Origin of the sequence: Embleya sp. NPDC005971, from assembly GCF_040629175.1 — a bacterium.
Taxonomy (GTDB): domain Bacteria; phylum Actinomycetota; class Actinomycetes; order Streptomycetales; family Streptomycetaceae; genus Embleya.
Map to the genome: position 1 here is coordinate 1 of NZ_JBEXUX010000075.1, position 15,219 is coordinate 15,219.

Annotated in this window: 12 protein-coding genes and 1 pseudogene; 5 read left to right on the plus strand and 8 right to left on the minus strand. The window is 71.0% G+C overall.

All coding sequences use genetic code 11. The annotated features are described in order from the left end of the window. Positions 1–187 precede the first annotated feature (187 nt). The 3 genes from ABZ374_RS40560 to ABZ374_RS40570 all read right to left on the minus strand — a co-directional run bounded on the left by ABZ374_RS40560 (position 188) and on the right by ABZ374_RS40570 (position 4,571). Positions 188–2,851 (minus strand): SdrD B-like domain-containing protein, encoded by a 2,664-nt coding sequence (locus ABZ374_RS40560; protein ID WP_360321923.1) that lies wholly within the window; start codon positions 2,849–2,851, stop codon positions 188–190. Between the two features lie 520 nt (positions 2,852–3,371). Next, positions 3,372–4,040, minus strand: coding sequence for an alpha/beta hydrolase family protein (locus ABZ374_RS40565; protein WP_360321926.1), 669 nt, complete (start codon positions 4,038–4,040; stop codon positions 3,372–3,374). A gap of 84 nt (positions 4,041–4,124) precedes the next feature. Beyond that, positions 4,125–4,571, minus strand: a complete 447-nt coding sequence (locus tag ABZ374_RS40570; protein WP_360321929.1) for a dihydrofolate reductase family protein — start codon at positions 4,569–4,571, stop codon at positions 4,125–4,127. 165 nt (positions 4,572–4,736) lie between these two features. Between ABZ374_RS40570 and ABZ374_RS40575 the strand changes: the two genes are divergently transcribed. Continuing rightward, positions 4,737–5,615 (plus strand): LysR family transcriptional regulator, encoded by an 879-nt coding sequence (locus tag ABZ374_RS40575; RefSeq protein ID WP_360321932.1) that lies wholly within the window; start codon positions 4,737–4,739, stop codon positions 5,613–5,615. Positions 5,616–5,857: 242 nt separating this feature from the next. Here ABZ374_RS40575 and ABZ374_RS40580 read toward each other — a convergent pair whose 3' ends face one another. Continuing rightward, positions 5,858–6,073, minus strand: coding sequence for a hypothetical protein (locus tag ABZ374_RS40580; RefSeq protein WP_360321935.1), 216 nt, complete (start codon positions 6,071–6,073; stop codon positions 5,858–5,860). 302 nt (positions 6,074–6,375) lie between these two features. After that, a complete protein-coding gene (locus ABZ374_RS40585) occupies positions 6,376–7,377 on the minus strand; it encodes an alpha/beta hydrolase-fold protein (RefSeq protein WP_360321938.1) in 1,002 nt (333 codons plus the stop codon). Between the two features lie 578 nt (positions 7,378–7,955). Between ABZ374_RS40585 and ABZ374_RS40590 the strand changes: the two genes are divergently transcribed. The 3 genes and pseudogenes from ABZ374_RS40590 to ABZ374_RS40600 all read left to right on the plus strand — a co-directional run bounded on the left by ABZ374_RS40590 (position 7,956) and on the right by ABZ374_RS40600 (position 12,165). Beyond that, positions 7,956–8,459 carry a hypothetical protein gene (locus tag ABZ374_RS40590; RefSeq protein ID WP_360321941.1) on the plus strand — a complete coding sequence of 168 codons (504 nt, stop codon included), beginning with the start codon at positions 7,956–7,958 and terminating at the stop codon, positions 8,457–8,459. 53 nt (positions 8,460–8,512) lie between these two features. Further along, positions 8,513–10,837: a protein translocase subunit SecD gene (gene secD / locus ABZ374_RS40595; protein WP_360321944.1), complete on the plus strand. Its 2,325-nt coding sequence runs from the start codon at positions 8,513–8,515 to the stop codon at positions 10,835–10,837. A 741-nt stretch (positions 10,838–11,578) separates the two neighbouring features. Further along, positions 11,579–12,165, plus strand: a pseudogene (locus ABZ374_RS40600) (histidine phosphatase family protein). Between the two features lie 96 nt (positions 12,166–12,261). On the opposite strand, the gene ABZ374_RS40605 reads toward ABZ374_RS40600, so the two are convergent. Together ABZ374_RS40605 and ABZ374_RS40610 are read right to left on the minus strand one after the other, a co-directional pair. Then, entirely contained in the window at positions 12,262–13,365 is a 1,104-nt protein-coding gene (locus tag ABZ374_RS40605; RefSeq protein ID WP_360321947.1) for a methyltransferase domain-containing protein, read from the minus strand. Between the two features lie 416 nt (positions 13,366–13,781). Beyond that, complete coding sequence (locus ABZ374_RS40610) at positions 13,782–14,255, minus strand: hypothetical protein (RefSeq protein WP_360321950.1); 474 nt, start codon at positions 14,253–14,255, stop codon at positions 13,782–13,784. 96 nt (positions 14,256–14,351) lie between these two features. On the opposite strand from ABZ374_RS40610, the gene ABZ374_RS40615 reads away from it, so the two are divergent. Next, positions 14,352–14,762, plus strand: coding sequence for a Rid family hydrolase (locus ABZ374_RS40615; RefSeq protein ID WP_360321953.1), 411 nt, complete (start codon positions 14,352–14,354; stop codon positions 14,760–14,762). A gap of 86 nt (positions 14,763–14,848) precedes the next feature. Here ABZ374_RS40615 and ABZ374_RS40620 read toward each other — a convergent pair whose 3' ends face one another. Then, complete coding sequence (locus ABZ374_RS40620) at positions 14,849–15,091, minus strand: hypothetical protein (protein WP_360322026.1); 243 nt, start codon at positions 15,089–15,091, stop codon at positions 14,849–14,851. Positions 15,092–15,219 lie beyond the last annotated feature (128 nt).

Sequence of the window (15,219 nt, forward strand, 5' to 3'; positions counted from 1 at the left end):
GGACCTGGCGCGGGGGTCGGCGAGTTTGTCCTGGGCCGGGAAGTACGCCGCGAAGCTCGCGGTGTTCGCGGTGCTGGGGGTGCGGACCATCGGTCCGCGAACCCGCCCGATCCGGCTCGGTCGGCGGTCGGGGGTCGGCAATCCGCGCCGGCCTCCTACCGCCTACCGCCTTCCGTCGTCCCCGGAGCTACCGCTGCCGGGCTTCGCGCCTACGGAACAGCACCAGTCCCCCGCCACCGAGAGCGATCAACGCCGCGGAAACGGCGAAGGTCAACGGCAGGTTCCCCGCCAGGCCGGTGCGTGCCAGTGGCGACGACGAACCGCCGTGGTTGCCACCCGAGGTACCCGGTGTGGCGGACGCCGTCGGCGTGCTCGTCGTGGTCGGCGGCGGTGTGGTCGGCAGCCGTCGGTTGACCGCCGTGACGGAGACCCCGGCGTCGAGGTTCTCCGCGTTCAGCACCAACGGGCCGAGCACCGGTTTCTCCGGAGGGGCGTAGCCCTCGGGAGGGCTGACCTCCCGCCAGTAGTACGTCCCCGGCAGCACGTCGCGTTTGCAACCGCCGTCGGTACCGGTCGTGCAGGGTTCGCCGACCTTGGTGTCGGGGGTCGCCCCCTCGACCTGCAAGCCTTCGGTCCCGTTCGAATCCCTCCACAATTCGAACTTCGCTCCGGCCAGCGGTTTTTCGTCCTGATCGTGCTTGACCAGGCGTACCGCACCTTCCTGTTGACGGAATCCGAAGTCGAACGTGTGATCGTTCTCGCCCGGTCCGCCGGTCGTCAACGCCCGTTCCGGATAACGTCCACCGGTCGGGACCTTGCCCTTGGAGTCCACGAAGCGGTTGTCGCCGACACCCTCGTCGGTCGGCACCCACTGGTACAGCGGCCCGTTCGGGGCGTAGTCGGCCGGGTTGTCGATCCGGATCGTGTACTTGGTCTTCGGCTTCAGACCACCGGTGACGTTCGAGTCGTCGAAGTAGTACTCACCGCGCGGTGACGTCTTCGTCGTCCCGACCACCTTGCCCGACTCGTCGTAGAGGTTGACGGTGGCGCCCGGAACCGGACGCTGACCCGGGCGCTGAATGCCCTTGCGCTCGGGGTCGTACCAGACCCGGTTGCCGATCTGGAGCGGCGCCTGGTCGCAGAGCACCTCCAGGTCGCCCATCGAGGCGCCCTTGCCGAAGGAGGCGTTCCCCTCGGTGTTCAAACGCAGACCCGCGGCGGGCTGCCGCGTTCCGTCCCGCTTGGTGAACATGGTGCCGGCGCCCCACGCCGTGTCGATGGGGTCGACACCGGCGGTCGCGACGAACTCCTCCACCTTCGACAGCGCGAGGCCGGCGTAGGCCGCGTTCGGGTGGCCGTTGTTCATGGTGTTGACGTTGAAGAACCTGGTTCCGCGCACCGTCTTCCCACAGCCGGTGTTCGTGTCCATGACGTACACGCCGTCGGCCGGGCACGCCTTGTTCAGGTCGCCGCCGGCCACCATCGCGATGGCGGTCGTCGGGTCCCCGGCCCGCGCGTAGGCCGTCGTCCGGTCGGTGAACCGGTCGCGGAACGCCAGCAACATCGAGCCGTCGGTCTCGAAGGCGAGGTCGGCCAACTCCGGTTCGGGGTTGGCCATGGCGCCTGCGCACGTCTGCCCGTTCTGCTGGGTCGGGAACGTGTCCGTCCACGGGAACCAACTCGCCCCGCCGCAGGGCCCGCCGAGCGTGGCCTGACGCGGGTAGTCCAAGGGCTGGTTCAGCACGGCCTTGGTGAAGGCACCCGTCGCCGGGTCGAACGGCAGGACCACGGCACGCAGGTCCGAGACCTTCCCGGTCGATTCGCCCGAGCAGACGCCGCCGACGTATCCGACGCCGTCCTGCAGACCCAGGCCGAACGGACGCCAGTCGCCCGGCGCGGGGCAGCCCGGGTCCGGGATCGCGTACGAGGCCACCGGCGCCGTCGCGGTCGCCGAAGTGGCGTCGTAGCGGTACAGCTTGCGGTTCTGGAGGTTGACGACGAACAGGTCGCGGCCGTCGTCGGAGACCTCCAGGTCGCCCAGACTCTCCTTGCCGGGAGCGGCAAGGAAGGCGTTGTCACTGGCACCCGCGCCGTGCGCCGAGGTGCCGGCGTCCGGGACGGTGGTGAACAGTGACGTCTTCTTCGTGGTGACGTCGGTGACGTAGATCCCGCCGGCGCCGCCGGGGCCGTACGTCGTGTCGCGCTTGGCCAGTGCCGAGCTGAACAGTCGCTTTCCGGGCTTGTTCCAGCCGATGCCGTAGAGGTTGCCGGTCTCGGCGTTCGTGGACAGGTCCGTCACGTTCGTGTTGACGCCGCGTGCATTGTACGGGAATGTCACCAAAGTCCGCTTGGACGTCGGTTCGTTCGTCGCGGGCTGGCATGCGGTCGCCAGCGGCGCGTTCTTCTGGCAGTAGTCGCCTGGGCTCCACAGGCCCGTCGTGTACGCGACCTTCTTGCCACCGGTGAGGTCGACGAACTCCTCGTTGCTGCTGAGCTGGTTCGGCGCACCGTCCAGGCCCTGTCGCGACGCGAACGCCGGGAAGAGCACACCCGGCTTCGGGTTCACGACCTGGACCCGGTACTTGCCGGCGGTCGACCCGGCCGTGCCGGGCGCCAGCGTGACGGTGCCGTCGGCGGCCGTCACGCCGGTGACCTTGACGCCGTCGTCATTGGTGAGTGTCACCGTGACGCCGCCCATGCCCGGCTCCAGGGCAGGACTCCACACACCGGTGGTGTCGACGGCCCGTACCACCCGGACCGTTACGGAGCCGTCGTCGGTCTGCGAATACGCCGGCGACGCCGCCAGCGCGAAACCGCCGAACCCCACGGCGAGCGCCGCGAGACTGCCCATGGTACGACGCGCGCGTAAGGCCGACCGCAGTCGGCCCGGCAAGTACGCCGCGCCGTCCGTCTGTTCACTTGAAGGTGTCATACCCACTCTCATCATCTGAAAGGGCCCGATGCGCGACCCTGCGGGGAACGCCACGGATCCGCCGTGACCCGCCTCGTTGGCCGAAGCCTAGAGGGGATTTTGGCAAGTGCGGTACGACAAAGCCAAGTTGACGTTGGAGCGATTTCCCCCTCGACCTCCGTGGGCACGTCACGCTCGTTGCGAAGCCGATAAGACGATGATTACGAACGCGCATTCGCATGGCGGTCCGCGCGAGCGACGCCCAGACGCCGACCGCGCGCCGCCGCACCGAGGGAACGAGGCCACGGCACGAACCGCCCGGGGTGCCCTCGGCCCGTTCGGCGAAGGCACCCCGGCGGTCGTCCCTGGCGAAGCCGAGCGCACCACGGCCCGTTTCGGCGACCCGGGTTCAGGACCGCGCCCGGGTCCAGGGCGGTGCGGCTTCGCCCGGTCGATCGGGTCACGCCGCGTCGAGAAGGATTTTCAGCAGGTCGTCCGGGGCGTCCCGCATGACGTTGTGGCCGGACGAGACGGGGTGCACGTGCCAGGTGGGGTCTTCCGCCAGTCGCCGCCGAACCTCGTCGAACGGCGACGCTCCGTCCCAGCCCGTCGCGTACACGAAGTCCCGGCGCTCGAACCGATCGAGGCCGCCTTCGAGTCGTACCACCTGCATCAGCGAGGCCAGCGGGTGCGGCGTGGCCCGCGCGTCGAAGAAGGGCAGGGGCTCGCAGGAGTAGCCGTCGCGGCCGACACCACGCAGGTACCACTCGCGCTCCCGGTCGTTGACCAGGGACCAGCAGGATTCCCCGTCGCCCGGCACCAGGGCGTCGACGTAGACGAGCCCGCGCACCCGGTCCGGGGCCCGGTCGGCGGCACCGGTGATCACCATGCCGCCGTAGCTGTGGCCGACGAGCACGGCATCTGTGATCTGCTCGTCCGCCAGGAGGTTCAGCACGTCGCGGATGTGCGTGTCGAGGTTGACCGAGGCGGCAAGCAGATGCTTTCGGTCGCCGACACCGGTCAGGGTCAACGGATAGGCGTCGTGGCCGTGCTCGCGGAGCCGCCGGGCCAGGGGTTGGAACGTCCAGGCGCCGTGCCAGGCGCCGGGAACGAGGACGAAGGTGGTCATCGGTTGCCTCCTCGTGCGGAATGGATGCGGTGATCGCACATGGTGCGGGTGGTGCTTTCGGTGGTCGGGCCGCCCGAAGACGGGTCAGCCGGGACGGTAATGCAGGTGGAGCACGCCGAGGGGCGATCGCGTCGAGCCCACCAGGGTGAGCGGGATCCGGTTGTCCTCGGCGGCGAACAGCCGCTGTCCCGAACCCAGGACGACGGGGAGAACCAACAGATGGAGATCGTCGACGAGTCCGGCCCGCAACAGCGAACGGGTGAGCGTGACGCTGCCGGAGACGTCGATGTCCTTGCCCGGCCGACGCTTGAACTCGCCGAGCGCGACCGCAAGATCCTCGTCCAGGACGACGGAGCCGTCCCAGCCGGTCGTGCCCCGGGGGACCGCGTACGAACGACCGTCGACGGACGGAGGCGGCGCCGGATCCGGCGCCTGCACGACGACGCCGTCCAAGGACACGTGATGTGTCGCCAGGATTCGGCGAGCCGACGACCGGGTCTCCTCGGGATTTCCGGTGGACCCCGTGGACATGCGTTCACTCCGAGCGGTCACAGCGGTGCGAGCGCGCAGGGAACCGGTCCGGTCGGGACCATCCTCGCGCTTCGATGACGTGATCGACCCAACCGCGCCGCACCGTCCGCCATCAAGGCACAATGGGCGCACGGTTGTTTAGCGGAATTCAAAAACGGGGCCGACGTGTTGGAGCGGGTGGAGGTCGAGTCGTTTCTGGTGTTGGCCGAGGAGTTGCATTTCGGACGTGCGGCGCAGCGCCTGGGACTGACCACCGGACGCGTCAGCCAGACCATCAAGAAGCTCGAACGCCGCGTCGGTGCACCGCTGTTCGAACGCACCACCCGTCAGGTGGCACTGACCCCGTTGGGGCGGACGCTCGCCGACGAGCTCACGCCCCTCGTGGCCGGCATGGACGCCGCGCTGCACCGCGCCGTCGACGCCGCCCGAGGCGTCACGGGTGTACTCCGGGCCGGTTTTCTCGGGGCGGCGGCCGGGCAACTCCTGTTGAAGGCCATCACGGTGTTCGGCGCTCGCCATCCCGACTGCGAGGTACGCATCCACGAGACCCAGGTCCACGACGCCATGCCCAGGCTGCACGGCGGCGAGATCGACGTGCTCATCACGGCCCTGCCGGTATCCGGGGTGGCCGCGGGGCCCGTCCTCCTGGAGGAGACCCGGGTATTGGCGACACCCGCCGATCCCACCTGGACGGCCCGCACGTCCGTGTCCGTGGAGATCCTTGCCGAGCAACCCGTGATCCAGATGTCCGCCACGATGCCCCGGGAACTGCGCAGCGACCGCTCCCCTCTGCACACCCCCGCGGGTCGGCCCATCCCGAAGGGCCCGACGGCCGACACCTTCCCCGAAGCCCTGGCCCTGGTGGCCTCGGGCCGCGGAGTCTTCCCCGTCGGTGCACACGCCGCACGTTTCTACCCGCGCCCCGACATCGCCTACGTACCCTTCCACGACGCCCCGCCCGTCCGCTGGGGGCCGGTCCGGCTGCATACCAACGACACGGCCCGCGTCCGGGCCTTCATCCGGGCCGCCGAAGACGCATCCTGACGCCCGCCCGACCACACACCACGCACACCTCGTCGAACCGGCCGGCCCCACCGTCGGGAACACCGCCGGCTCACCCGACGTCCCCGTCGACGGCGTCCGCAGCCTCGGCGGCTCGCGCACACCACCGCCGACCCCGACGTGCGTTCGTCGACCCGCCGACGGTTTCACCGTCGCCACCTCACCCGAGGTCGGATCCCCGAAACGGCCCACCCATCGTCAACGGATGGATCGAGGCATCGCGCTCACATCAGGACGCCGATCAGCACGGCCGTCAGCGTGGTGATCGCCAGGACGAACAGGCCGCCGCAGCCGCTCCCGGAGTTCTTCTTCGACCGCCTCGATCCTCCGGGTCGTCTGCCGCCGCCGTGTTTGGCGCAGTAGCGCTCCCCCGGCCGGGCGTTGTTGCCGCAGGTCTTCCCGCCCCTGCTGCCCTTCGTCGACCTCTGGCAGCTACCCATGAATCGTCCCCCTTCGACCGTCGGTCACCCCATGTTGTCGAACCATCGCGCGGCGTGTGGGGTTTCCCGGGAATGGACGATCGCAATGGGCCGAGGGAGCGCGGGACCGCGTGGCGGGGCGGTGGGAGCACCTCGCCGATGGACCCGGGCCCCGTCCGCACCACCCGGGCCCTCGACACCTCCGACCACCACGGTCCGGAGCCCGTTGCGGCCGCGCCGAATCCGCAGAGCGCGGCCGGACCATCCGTGGCACCCGACGGGATCACCGACGGCATCCGAAATCCGCGGCGCGGCCGATCTCGCTAGGACGCCGGGCGAAGGTGGGCGACGATGCCGTCGAGGTCCTCGGCGAGCAGGTGCCAGCGGAGGGTGTGGCCGCCCGGGACCTCGTGGGCCGTGTACGCAATGCCCGCCTGGTCGAGGAGGCCGCGGAACTCGCGCTGCCCGTCGAGTACGTGGGACTCCTGGAAGGCGCTGAACCACGGGATGTTCTCCGCGCCCGTGCCGGCCACCATGAAGATCCGCTTGTTCTGGTAGCTGGGGATGCGCTCGACGGCGTTGTCGGCGCTGACGCGCGCCTCGTTCCACAGCGGGACGCCGTAGATGGTGCCGCCGCCCAGCTCGATGGCGGCCGAGGAGGCGTTGGCCCAGTGGCCGACGGCACCGCCGTTGAGGCGGAGGCTGGGCGGACCCGAGTGGGCGCTGACCGAGGCGAAGTGGCCGTAGTACTTGGCCGCGTACTTGAGCGCGCCGAAGCCGCCCATCGAGTAGCCGGCCACCGCCCGCCCGGCGTACTCCGCGTGGGTCCGGAAGTTCGCCTCGATCCACGGCAGGAGCTGCGTCATGTGGAAGGTCTCCCAGTTGCGGGGACCGACGAACGAGGTGACCGGGTTGGAGTACCAGCCCGCGCCGCCGCCGTCCGGCATCACGACGATGATCGGTTTGCCGGCGGTGAGATCCCGGATGCCGCCGGGAACGTCGAAGTTGCGGAAGTCCGCGCCGGTGCCGCCGCCGTGGAACAGGTACACGACGGGGTAGCTCAGACCACTGGTGGCATAGCCGTCCGGCAGCAGCACGTTGACGCCGGGGCCGGTGGTCCAGCCGATCTGGCTCGTCTTGAAGCGGTAGTACTTCAGGCGGGGGTCGCTTTCGTTGCTGTCGATGATGTGCAGCCCGAAACCGTCGCCGGCCGCGTGGGCCGCCGAGGCGCCCGCGAGGATGCCCGCGCCGCCGAGTGCTGCTGCTGCGGACAGGCCGCCGGCGGCCTTCAGAATGCTGCGCCGGGTGGGCTGAGACTCGGTCATGGCGTCCCCCGTGTTCGATGTGGGTTGCGAATGCGGCCTGTGGGCGTGCGACTCTCGCCGTACCGCGCGGGTCGGCGTGGGTGAGCGAGAGGGCGGCGCGGGACGACCGACCACCCCTTGCGTGGCGGTTGGTTACATCCTGTGCGCGTCGATCACACACCAGTCATCTTCAATCGTCAATGCCGAATCGAGTTAAGTTTTAGAGGCGTTCGCCGCCCGAACTCCCGTACGCACAAGGGCTACACGTGTCACCGCCGACCGACCTCGACCACGACGCGCCGGGCCCGCCACACCGGCCGAAACATCCGGAATCAGCCGTGATATGGCGAATTGGTCGGCGAACAGGGTCGGTGGCCGAAAGCCGCAACCACGCGGCCCAAGCTCCCCCCTCGCCTGTATCCGTCCTCCCGCGACCCACCCCGGTGCGCCGGAACGCGCCCGATCCCACCGCCCCCGCAGGTCGGGTGAGCCGGTGGATACGGGTGGCGGGAACTCGGGACGGTCGGCCCGGCGTTGCGACTGTGAACCGGGTCGTGCCCCACATCGGCGTGGGAACGACGCAGACCGAGGAGGGCGCGATGATCCGGCGACACGCCGTCGCTCGTCGTCCCCTCGCCGGCTCCCCCGCCTCGCGCCGCCGCAGCGCCAATCCCCCCGCTCGCCGGGGCTACCGGCGCGGCAGTTGGCTCGGGGCGTTGCTCGCGATCGCCCTCGCGCTGCTCGGCGCGGTGGCTTCGCCCGCGTCCGCGCGCGCGATCACCGCACCCGATCCGGACCGCGTCTCGGTCGCCGCGCACACCACCGCCGATCCGGGGCATCTGCGCGACGTCGCCGACGAGGCGACCCGCGATGTGCGACGTGGCCCGCCGGCACCGCTCGCCGCCCGCGAGTTGCCGCACGAGCGGCACCACCTCCACCACCACTCGCACGACGCGGGGCTCGCGGGACACGCCTTCGCCCTCGTGCCACCCGCAGGGCACCGAACCTGCGCCCCCACCGCCCACGCCAACCCCGCGCTGCCCCGGTTCGTGCTCCCGCCGGGTCGCGCTCCACCGTCTCCCCGGGCTCCAGACCGTCCCTGAGTCCGATCGCCGCGCGCCGACTTTCGGCCGCGGCGCATCCGTGGAGACCACCCTTGTCACGTGCCACCAAGGTGCGGGCGTTGTTCGCCCTCGCCATCCTCGTCATGTCCACCTACATCGCCGCCACCGTGCCGCCACGCCTGGGCCTCGACCTGCGCGGCGGCACCCAGATCGTCCTGGAGACCCGGGACTCGCCCACCGCGAAAGCCGACCGCGACGCCACCGATCGAGCCCTGGAGGTGCTGCGTCGCCGAGTCGACGCGCTCGGCGTCTCCGAACCCGGCCTGGTCCGCTCCGGTGACCGACGGATCATCGTCGAACTGCCCGGCGTGCAGGATCCGCGCCGCGCCGCCGAGGTGCTCGGCCGTACCGCACAACTCACCTTCCATCCCGTTCTCGGACTCGCCGACGCGAGCGATGCCACCACCACACCCGACGCCGAGGGACGGCAGGTACTGCCGGACGAGTCCGGCCAAATGCTGAGGCTGGACACGACGCGGATGACCGGAGCCGACGTCGACCGGGCCGAGGCCCTCCTGGATCCGGCCGGCGGCGGCTGGCACGTCACCCTCGACCTGCGCGGCCGGGGCGAACGGGCCTGGGCCGAACTCACCGGGGACGCCGCGTGCGCGCCCGCCGGAACGCCCGCGCGGCGCGTGGCGATCGCCCTGGACGGCAAGGTCGTCTCGTCGCCCCAGGTCGACGCCTCGGTGGGCTGCGGCACCGGAATCCTCGGCGGATCCACCCGCATCACCGGCGACTTCGACAAGCGCGAGGCCCGCGAATTGGCGCTGCTGATCAACGGCGGCGCGCTGCCGGTGCCGGTCGAGACGGTGGAACACCGCACCGTGGGGCCCACGCTGGGCAAGCAGGCCGTCGAGGCGGGCACCTGGGCCGCGATCATCGGCGCCGCGGCGACCGCGTTGTTCATCGCGGGCGTGTACCGCCTGCTCGGCGTGCTGGCAGCCGTGGCCCTGGCCGGCTACGGGCTGATCGCGTACGCCGCCCTGGTCGGCGTGGGCGCCACCCTCACACTGCCCGGAATCGCCGGATTCGTACTGGCCGTCGGCATGGCGGTCGACGCCAACGTGCTGGTGTTCGAACGAGCCCGCGAGGAATACCTCGCCCGTACCAAACCGGCCCTGCGCCCGTCGCTGACCCGAGGCTTCCGCAACGCGTTCGGGGCCGTCGCCGACTCCAACATCACCACGCTGATCGCCGCCGGCCTGCTGTTCTTCCTGGCCACCGGCCCGGTACGCGGATTCGGGGTGACGCTGGGCATCGGCGTGCTCGCGTCGATGGTCAGCGCGCTGGTGGTCACCCGGGTCCTGGCCGAGTTCGCCGTGGGCCGGGCGGCGGTCCGACGCCGGCCCCGGATCAGCGGCATCGCGCACGCGGGCCCGGTGCGCGAGTGGCTGGCCCGACGCGATCCGCACCCGATGCGGCATCGCGGGCGCCTGCTCGCCGTCTCCGGCGTGCTGGCGCTGGGCCTGGCGGTGTCCGGTGTGGCGGTGCGCGGCGTCGACTTCGGCGTGGAGTTCACCGGCGGTCGGCTCGTGGAGTACTCGACCACGCAGTCGGTCGATCCGGACCGGGCCCGGTCGGCACTGGCCGACGCCGGGTTCCCCAAGGCCGTCGTACAGACCTCGGGCGATCACGAACTGACCGTACGCACGGCAAAGCCGACCGAGGCCGAGGAGGCGCGGATCACCGCCACGATCGGCGAACTCGGCCGCGGCGCGGAGAAGGTGCGCGACGAGTTCATCGGACCGAGCCTGGGGGCGGAAGTGCGGCTCAAGGCCATGATCGCCCTCGGGATCGCGCTCGCCGCCCAGATGGCCTACCTCGCGGTGCGGTTCCGCTGGACCTTCGGGGTGGCCGCGGTCGTTTCGCTGGCGCACGACGTACTGATCCTGGTGGGCGTCTTCGCGTGGCTGGGGCGCACCGTCGACGCGGTGTTCCTGGCCGCGCTGCTCACCGTGATCGGCTACTCGGTCAACGACTCCGTCGTCGTCTTCGACCGCATCCGCGAACTGCGCCGCACACCCGCGCCCGGCAAGCGCTCGCTCGCCCGGATCACGGACACGGCGGTGGTGCAGACCCTGCCGCGTACGGTCAACACCGGTTCCGGCGCGTTGTTCGTCCTGATCGCACTGGCGGTGTTGGGCGGCGACTCGCTGGCCGACTTCGCGCTGGCGTTGCTGATCGGCGTCGTGGCAGGCACCGTCTCCACGGTGAGCGTCGCCGCCCCGCTGGCCGTCGCGTTGGAGTCCCGCTCGACATCCGTGCCGCCCCGCGCGTCCCGACCACGAAGCTCCACCGCCCGCGCCGGTCGCCGTCCCGACCACACATCCCACGACAACGGCGCACGCGTCTGATCCCACCCACCCGGCCACCGTGCCCACCCACCGACTCGCCGACGCAGCCCGTCCGGAGGCGCCGATGTGCCCGCCGGGCCGTCTCGCCTCCTACGGGCACGTCAAGCGCTTCGTCATGGTTGCCCCTTTCGCCCGCGCCTGCCGGCACCAGGCCCCGCGCCACCGCCCACCCTGATCCGGCAAGCCACGCCCGACCATCCGTGAACGATGTCGGGTCCGGCTGGAGCACGGGCCCGAGGGCCCGGTCGCAAGGCGAGCCCGCTGTCACCCGCACTCGGGCGCCGGCGGCAACGCCGATTGCGACCGGGCCCGCCGGCCCCTACCCGGCGCCCCACCCGGTCGCCCTCGAACCACAACAGATCTTCGACAAGCACGCGACGCCCGACCCCTCCCGACTCCGCCGCGCCGGAGCCCGACCCCGGCCGCCCCTATCAGGATCGGGCCCCGCCCCGGTGGAATCGGTAAGGTGAATCGCCTCGCCCCTCGCACGCCGCGCCGACCCGACAACTCCGCGTTCCGGACCGCCTACACCATCGGCATGTTGCGCCGACTCCCACAGGCGACGGGCGTCGCACTCCGCGATCAGGGTCGGAACGTACACGATCACAGCCGGACGTTCCGCCGTCGCGTCACGCTGCCGGGCGGCCGGCTGGAACCGTGGTTCCTCGGCAGTGTCCGTCCCGACGTCGTCCCGCTCCTGGTCAGGGCGAACGCACGCGTCATCGGATGGCGTGCACGGCCATGGGTGAGCTGATAGTGGTCCGACACGGCCAGACCGAGTGGAGCTTGTCGGGCCGACACGCAGGCCGAACCGACGTCCCACTGCCCGAAGCGGGTGAGGCTGCGGCCAAGGCGCTCGCTCCCAGGCCGGCCCGGCGGTCCCTGGTCGCCGTGTTCAGCAGTCCGCTGGGTCGGCGATGCGGACCGCCGAGCCGGCGGAACTGGCCGGCGCCGAGCCCGAACCCGACCTGGTGGAGTGGGACCACGGCGGCTACGAGGGCCTGACCTCGGAGCAGATCCAGGCGACGAGGCCGGGTTGGGACCTGTGGCGGGACGGTGTCCCGCCCGGCGACGCCGACCATCCCGGTGAGCAGCTCCGGCAGGTGGCCCTGCGCGTGGACGCGGTGCTGAACCGGATCCGCCCGCTGTTGGCCGACGGTGACGTCGCCGTCGTCGCCCACGGTCATCTGGCCCGCGTGCTCACCGTACGCCGGCTCGGCCTCGACGCCTCCGCCGGCCGGATGCTCGGCCATCCACATCCGGGCACACTCGGCTTCTTGACCACCGAGCACGGCCGTCCCGTCATCGCCGCATGGAACGTCCCTTAGCGGCAAGCCGGTTGCCACACCCCACCACCGGCGGGCCGCGCCACGAACAGGCCGGCCCGTCCGCGCCCGGCCCTTCGGGATGCGCGCCCGCCGGGTTCAAGGACGTGTGTCGGGGCGCTTGTCGGTGGTGGGCAGCGTGTTCGCGGGATCGTCCAGCCATGGGGTCTGGGTGCCGGGGGTGGCGGTGACGCCGAAGCGGGTGCGTTCGGGGCGGCCGTGCTCGATCCACCAGGCGAGGGCGGCCTCGATCTCGTCGAGGATCGGGCGGGGCCCGTGGGTCGCCGTTTCGAACACGTCGGCGCCCGGAGTGTGGTCCACACAGGCCCAGGAATGGGTGTCCGCGTCGACCAGCCACAGGGTGAACTCGCCGTCGTCGCCTCGCGCCGCACCTGCGGGGCGGCCGATCGAGCGCCGAACGCCGGGGACGAGGAGGCCCGTACAGAACGCGGCGTCGCGGTCGTCGACCAGGGGCCGGGGATCGAGGGTGGTGGTGCCGGCCGTGCCGAGGTCGTGTTCGCGGACGGTGTCCATCACGCCGCCACGCACGCCCTGGCCGCGTTCCCACATGAACGCGGCGTCGCCCACCACCGGCCCCGATGCCCGTGGGCTACCGTCGGGATCCGTCGCGACATCCAGGGCGATCAGGACTCCGTTGTACAGGGCGCTCCCCCACGGGGTGACGATCCGGCCGCCGGGGCGCGTCTGGGCGATCCACGCGGGCGGGATCGTATGGACCGAGAACGTCGACAACACCCGGTCGTAGGGCGCGTGTTCGGCACTGCCCCGGGTGCCGTCCCCGACGATCAGCCGGGGGCGGAGTCCCGCGCGATGCAGCGCGGCGCGGGCGTCGGCGGCGACGGCGGGGTCGAGTTCGACGGACACGACCGCCGCGTCGCCGAGTCGGGTGGCCAGCAGCGCGGCGGTGATGCCGACGCCGGTGCCGATCTCCAGGACGCGGTGTTCCTCGCGCACGTCCAGGTGGGCGAGCATGGAGGCGACCATCCGCGGCATGCTCGCGCTGCTGGTGGGGTGCAGCGAGAACTGCGGTGCGGCGGTGCCGTTCTCGACCTGGGTGATCAACGCGGTGTCGGTGTGCACAAGGCCGCGCCAGCGCATCGGGTCGTCGTGGCGATCCAGGCGGTGGTAGCCATCGGGAGCCGGCACCCAGACCCGGTCGGGCACGAATGCGGCGCGGTCCACACGCTTCCACGCATCGGCCCAGTCCGGAGTAAGCCACCCACCGGCCGTGAGCCCGGTTGCCGGCGCAACGGCATCGGGCACCATCGCCGCGTCGCCCGGCGCCGGGATGTCGGGGGCGTCAACGCCGGGAGGTGTACTCATTTCCCCGGCGGAGCGGGCGGATTCGGCTCCGCCGGCGGGATCGGCCGCCCAGGCTGCTGACCGTCACCCTCGATCGGATCATCCCCACCACGATGACGCCCGGGCATCGCCGCCTCCTACTCCTACCGACCAACAAGACCACCCATAGTAGCCGAACGCATACGCCGAAGCGGGAGGACACCACCGGCCCGGCGCCGATGGCCCCCACCAGGGCCACCCCCGGTGACGGATCTCGTCCAGGTCGATGCCTGGTACCGGACACGGTGCGACCTCCCTCAGGACGGGGTCGCCGACGCGTTGTGGATCTGCGTAAGGGTGCTCTTGAAGGCGACCCGGTCGGCGAGCGCGCGCAGTTCGGTGCGGGCCGCGTGGTCCCCGATGCGAGACAGGGCCGTCACGCCCGCGTTGGCCACCTTGGGGTTGCGCGGGCCGGTCCCCTGGACGTGGACCAGCGAGACGTCGACCAGCGCGGCGAGCGCGGCTGCGGTGTCGGCACGCGCGGGCAGGAACGACAACAGCCAGGCCAGGCCGCGCAACGCGTTGGCGTTGTGTGGGTCGAAGCGTTCGTTGACGTCGCGCCATCGATAATGGCCCTGCGCGAACGGCGTCGGCCGGGGCCTGCCGAGCAGTTCCCACAGGCGTGGACGTGTCGGCGTACCGACCCTCCAGTCGTCCGTGGGGGCCAGGCGAATGGTCTCGATGTCGGTGTGCCCGTCCCTCGCCAGGGTCTGCGGCAGGTGGTGCGTCACGTCGCTCGACTGCCCGAATACCCTGGCCCGCCCGGCAGTTGTGCAGCCCTGCCAGGATGTGCATACCCGACAACCCGAAGAAAGGCCCCGAAACCCATGGTTCGCGCCGTCACCCTCATCCGCTCCGCCTCCCTGTCCGACGTTGCCGAGTACGCCTACGCAGCCACCGCCCCCGCCGACGCTCGCCTGATCTTCCTCGCCGGGGCGTGTCCCCTGAACGAGGACGGTTCGACGGCAGCGATCGGCGACTACGCAGGTCAGGCGCTCAAAGCCGTCGAGAACATGCGGGTTGCTCTCGCAACCGCCGGCGCGTCGCTCCAGGACGTCATCAATACAAGAGTTCTCGTCGCATCGGCCCGGCAAGAGGATCTGGTGGCTGCCTGGAAGGTGGTCCGAGACGCGTTCGCCGACCACGACGTCCCCAGCACCTTGATGGGTGTCACCGTGCTCGGTTACGCCGATCAACTCGTCGAGATCGAGGCCGTCGCCGCCGTACTCGACTCCTGACCACGTGACGCGTGTCGGGTGTCAGAGGCAGATGTCTGGCTCCGACCAGGTCTGCGTCGCCCCTCCGCCATGGTCCTTGAAGTGAATCACCGTGCACTGGAAGTTCCGGCGGGTCTCATTGCCCACCGTGTACTGATAAGCCGGTGGGGTAGCGCGCCCATCCCGCCTCGCACCCAAGGGTGTTGCACCAGTAGTCGCCGATTGCTCCCCACACCGGCCAGGCGCCAGTAGATCGTTCCGTGCTCGAACCGCGTTCGTCGGCCGATCCCGTCGGGACCGACCAACTCGTCCGAGCGGGGGCACCCAAGTGCCCCGCCGATACCGCCCATCCGGATGTATCGCTGGTCGATCCCCACGACTTGCCGGTTGCGGGGGGAAATCGTGGTCGGTTGGGGGAGTTTCCGGCGCTTGGTCGCGGTGTGCGCCTAGCCTGGGAGAGCGGTCGGGGTGCGGGGAG

Excerpts from the sequence above, each read along its gene's own strand:
- ABZ374_RS40560 (WP_360321923.1), bottom strand. The coding sequence starts at position 2,851 with ATGGGCAGTCTCGCGGCGCTCGCCGTGGGGTTCGGCGGTTTCGCGCTG.
- ABZ374_RS40585 (WP_360321938.1), bottom strand. The coding sequence starts at position 7,377 with ATGACCGAGTCTCAGCCCACCCGGCGCAGCATTCTGAAGGCCGCCGGC.
- ABZ374_RS40565 (WP_360321926.1), bottom strand. The coding sequence starts at position 4,040 with ATGACCACCTTCGTCCTCGTTCCCGGCGCCTGGCACGGCGCCTGGACG.
- ABZ374_RS40615 (WP_360321953.1), top strand. The coding sequence starts at position 14,352 with ATGGTTCGCGCCGTCACCCTCATCCGCTCCGCCTCCCTGTCCGACGTT.
- ABZ374_RS40590 (WP_360321941.1), top strand. The coding sequence starts at position 7,956 with ATGATCCGGCGACACGCCGTCGCTCGTCGTCCCCTCGCCGGCTCCCCC.
- ABZ374_RS40620 (WP_360322026.1), bottom strand. The coding sequence starts at position 15,091 with ATGGGCGGTATCGGCGGGGCACTTGGGTGCCCCCGCTCGGACGAGTTG.
- ABZ374_RS40570 (WP_360321929.1), bottom strand. The coding sequence starts at position 4,571 with ATGTCCACGGGGTCCACCGGAAATCCCGAGGAGACCCGGTCGTCGGCT.
- ABZ374_RS40580 (WP_360321935.1), bottom strand. The coding sequence starts at position 6,073 with ATGGGTAGCTGCCAGAGGTCGACGAAGGGCAGCAGGGGCGGGAAGACC.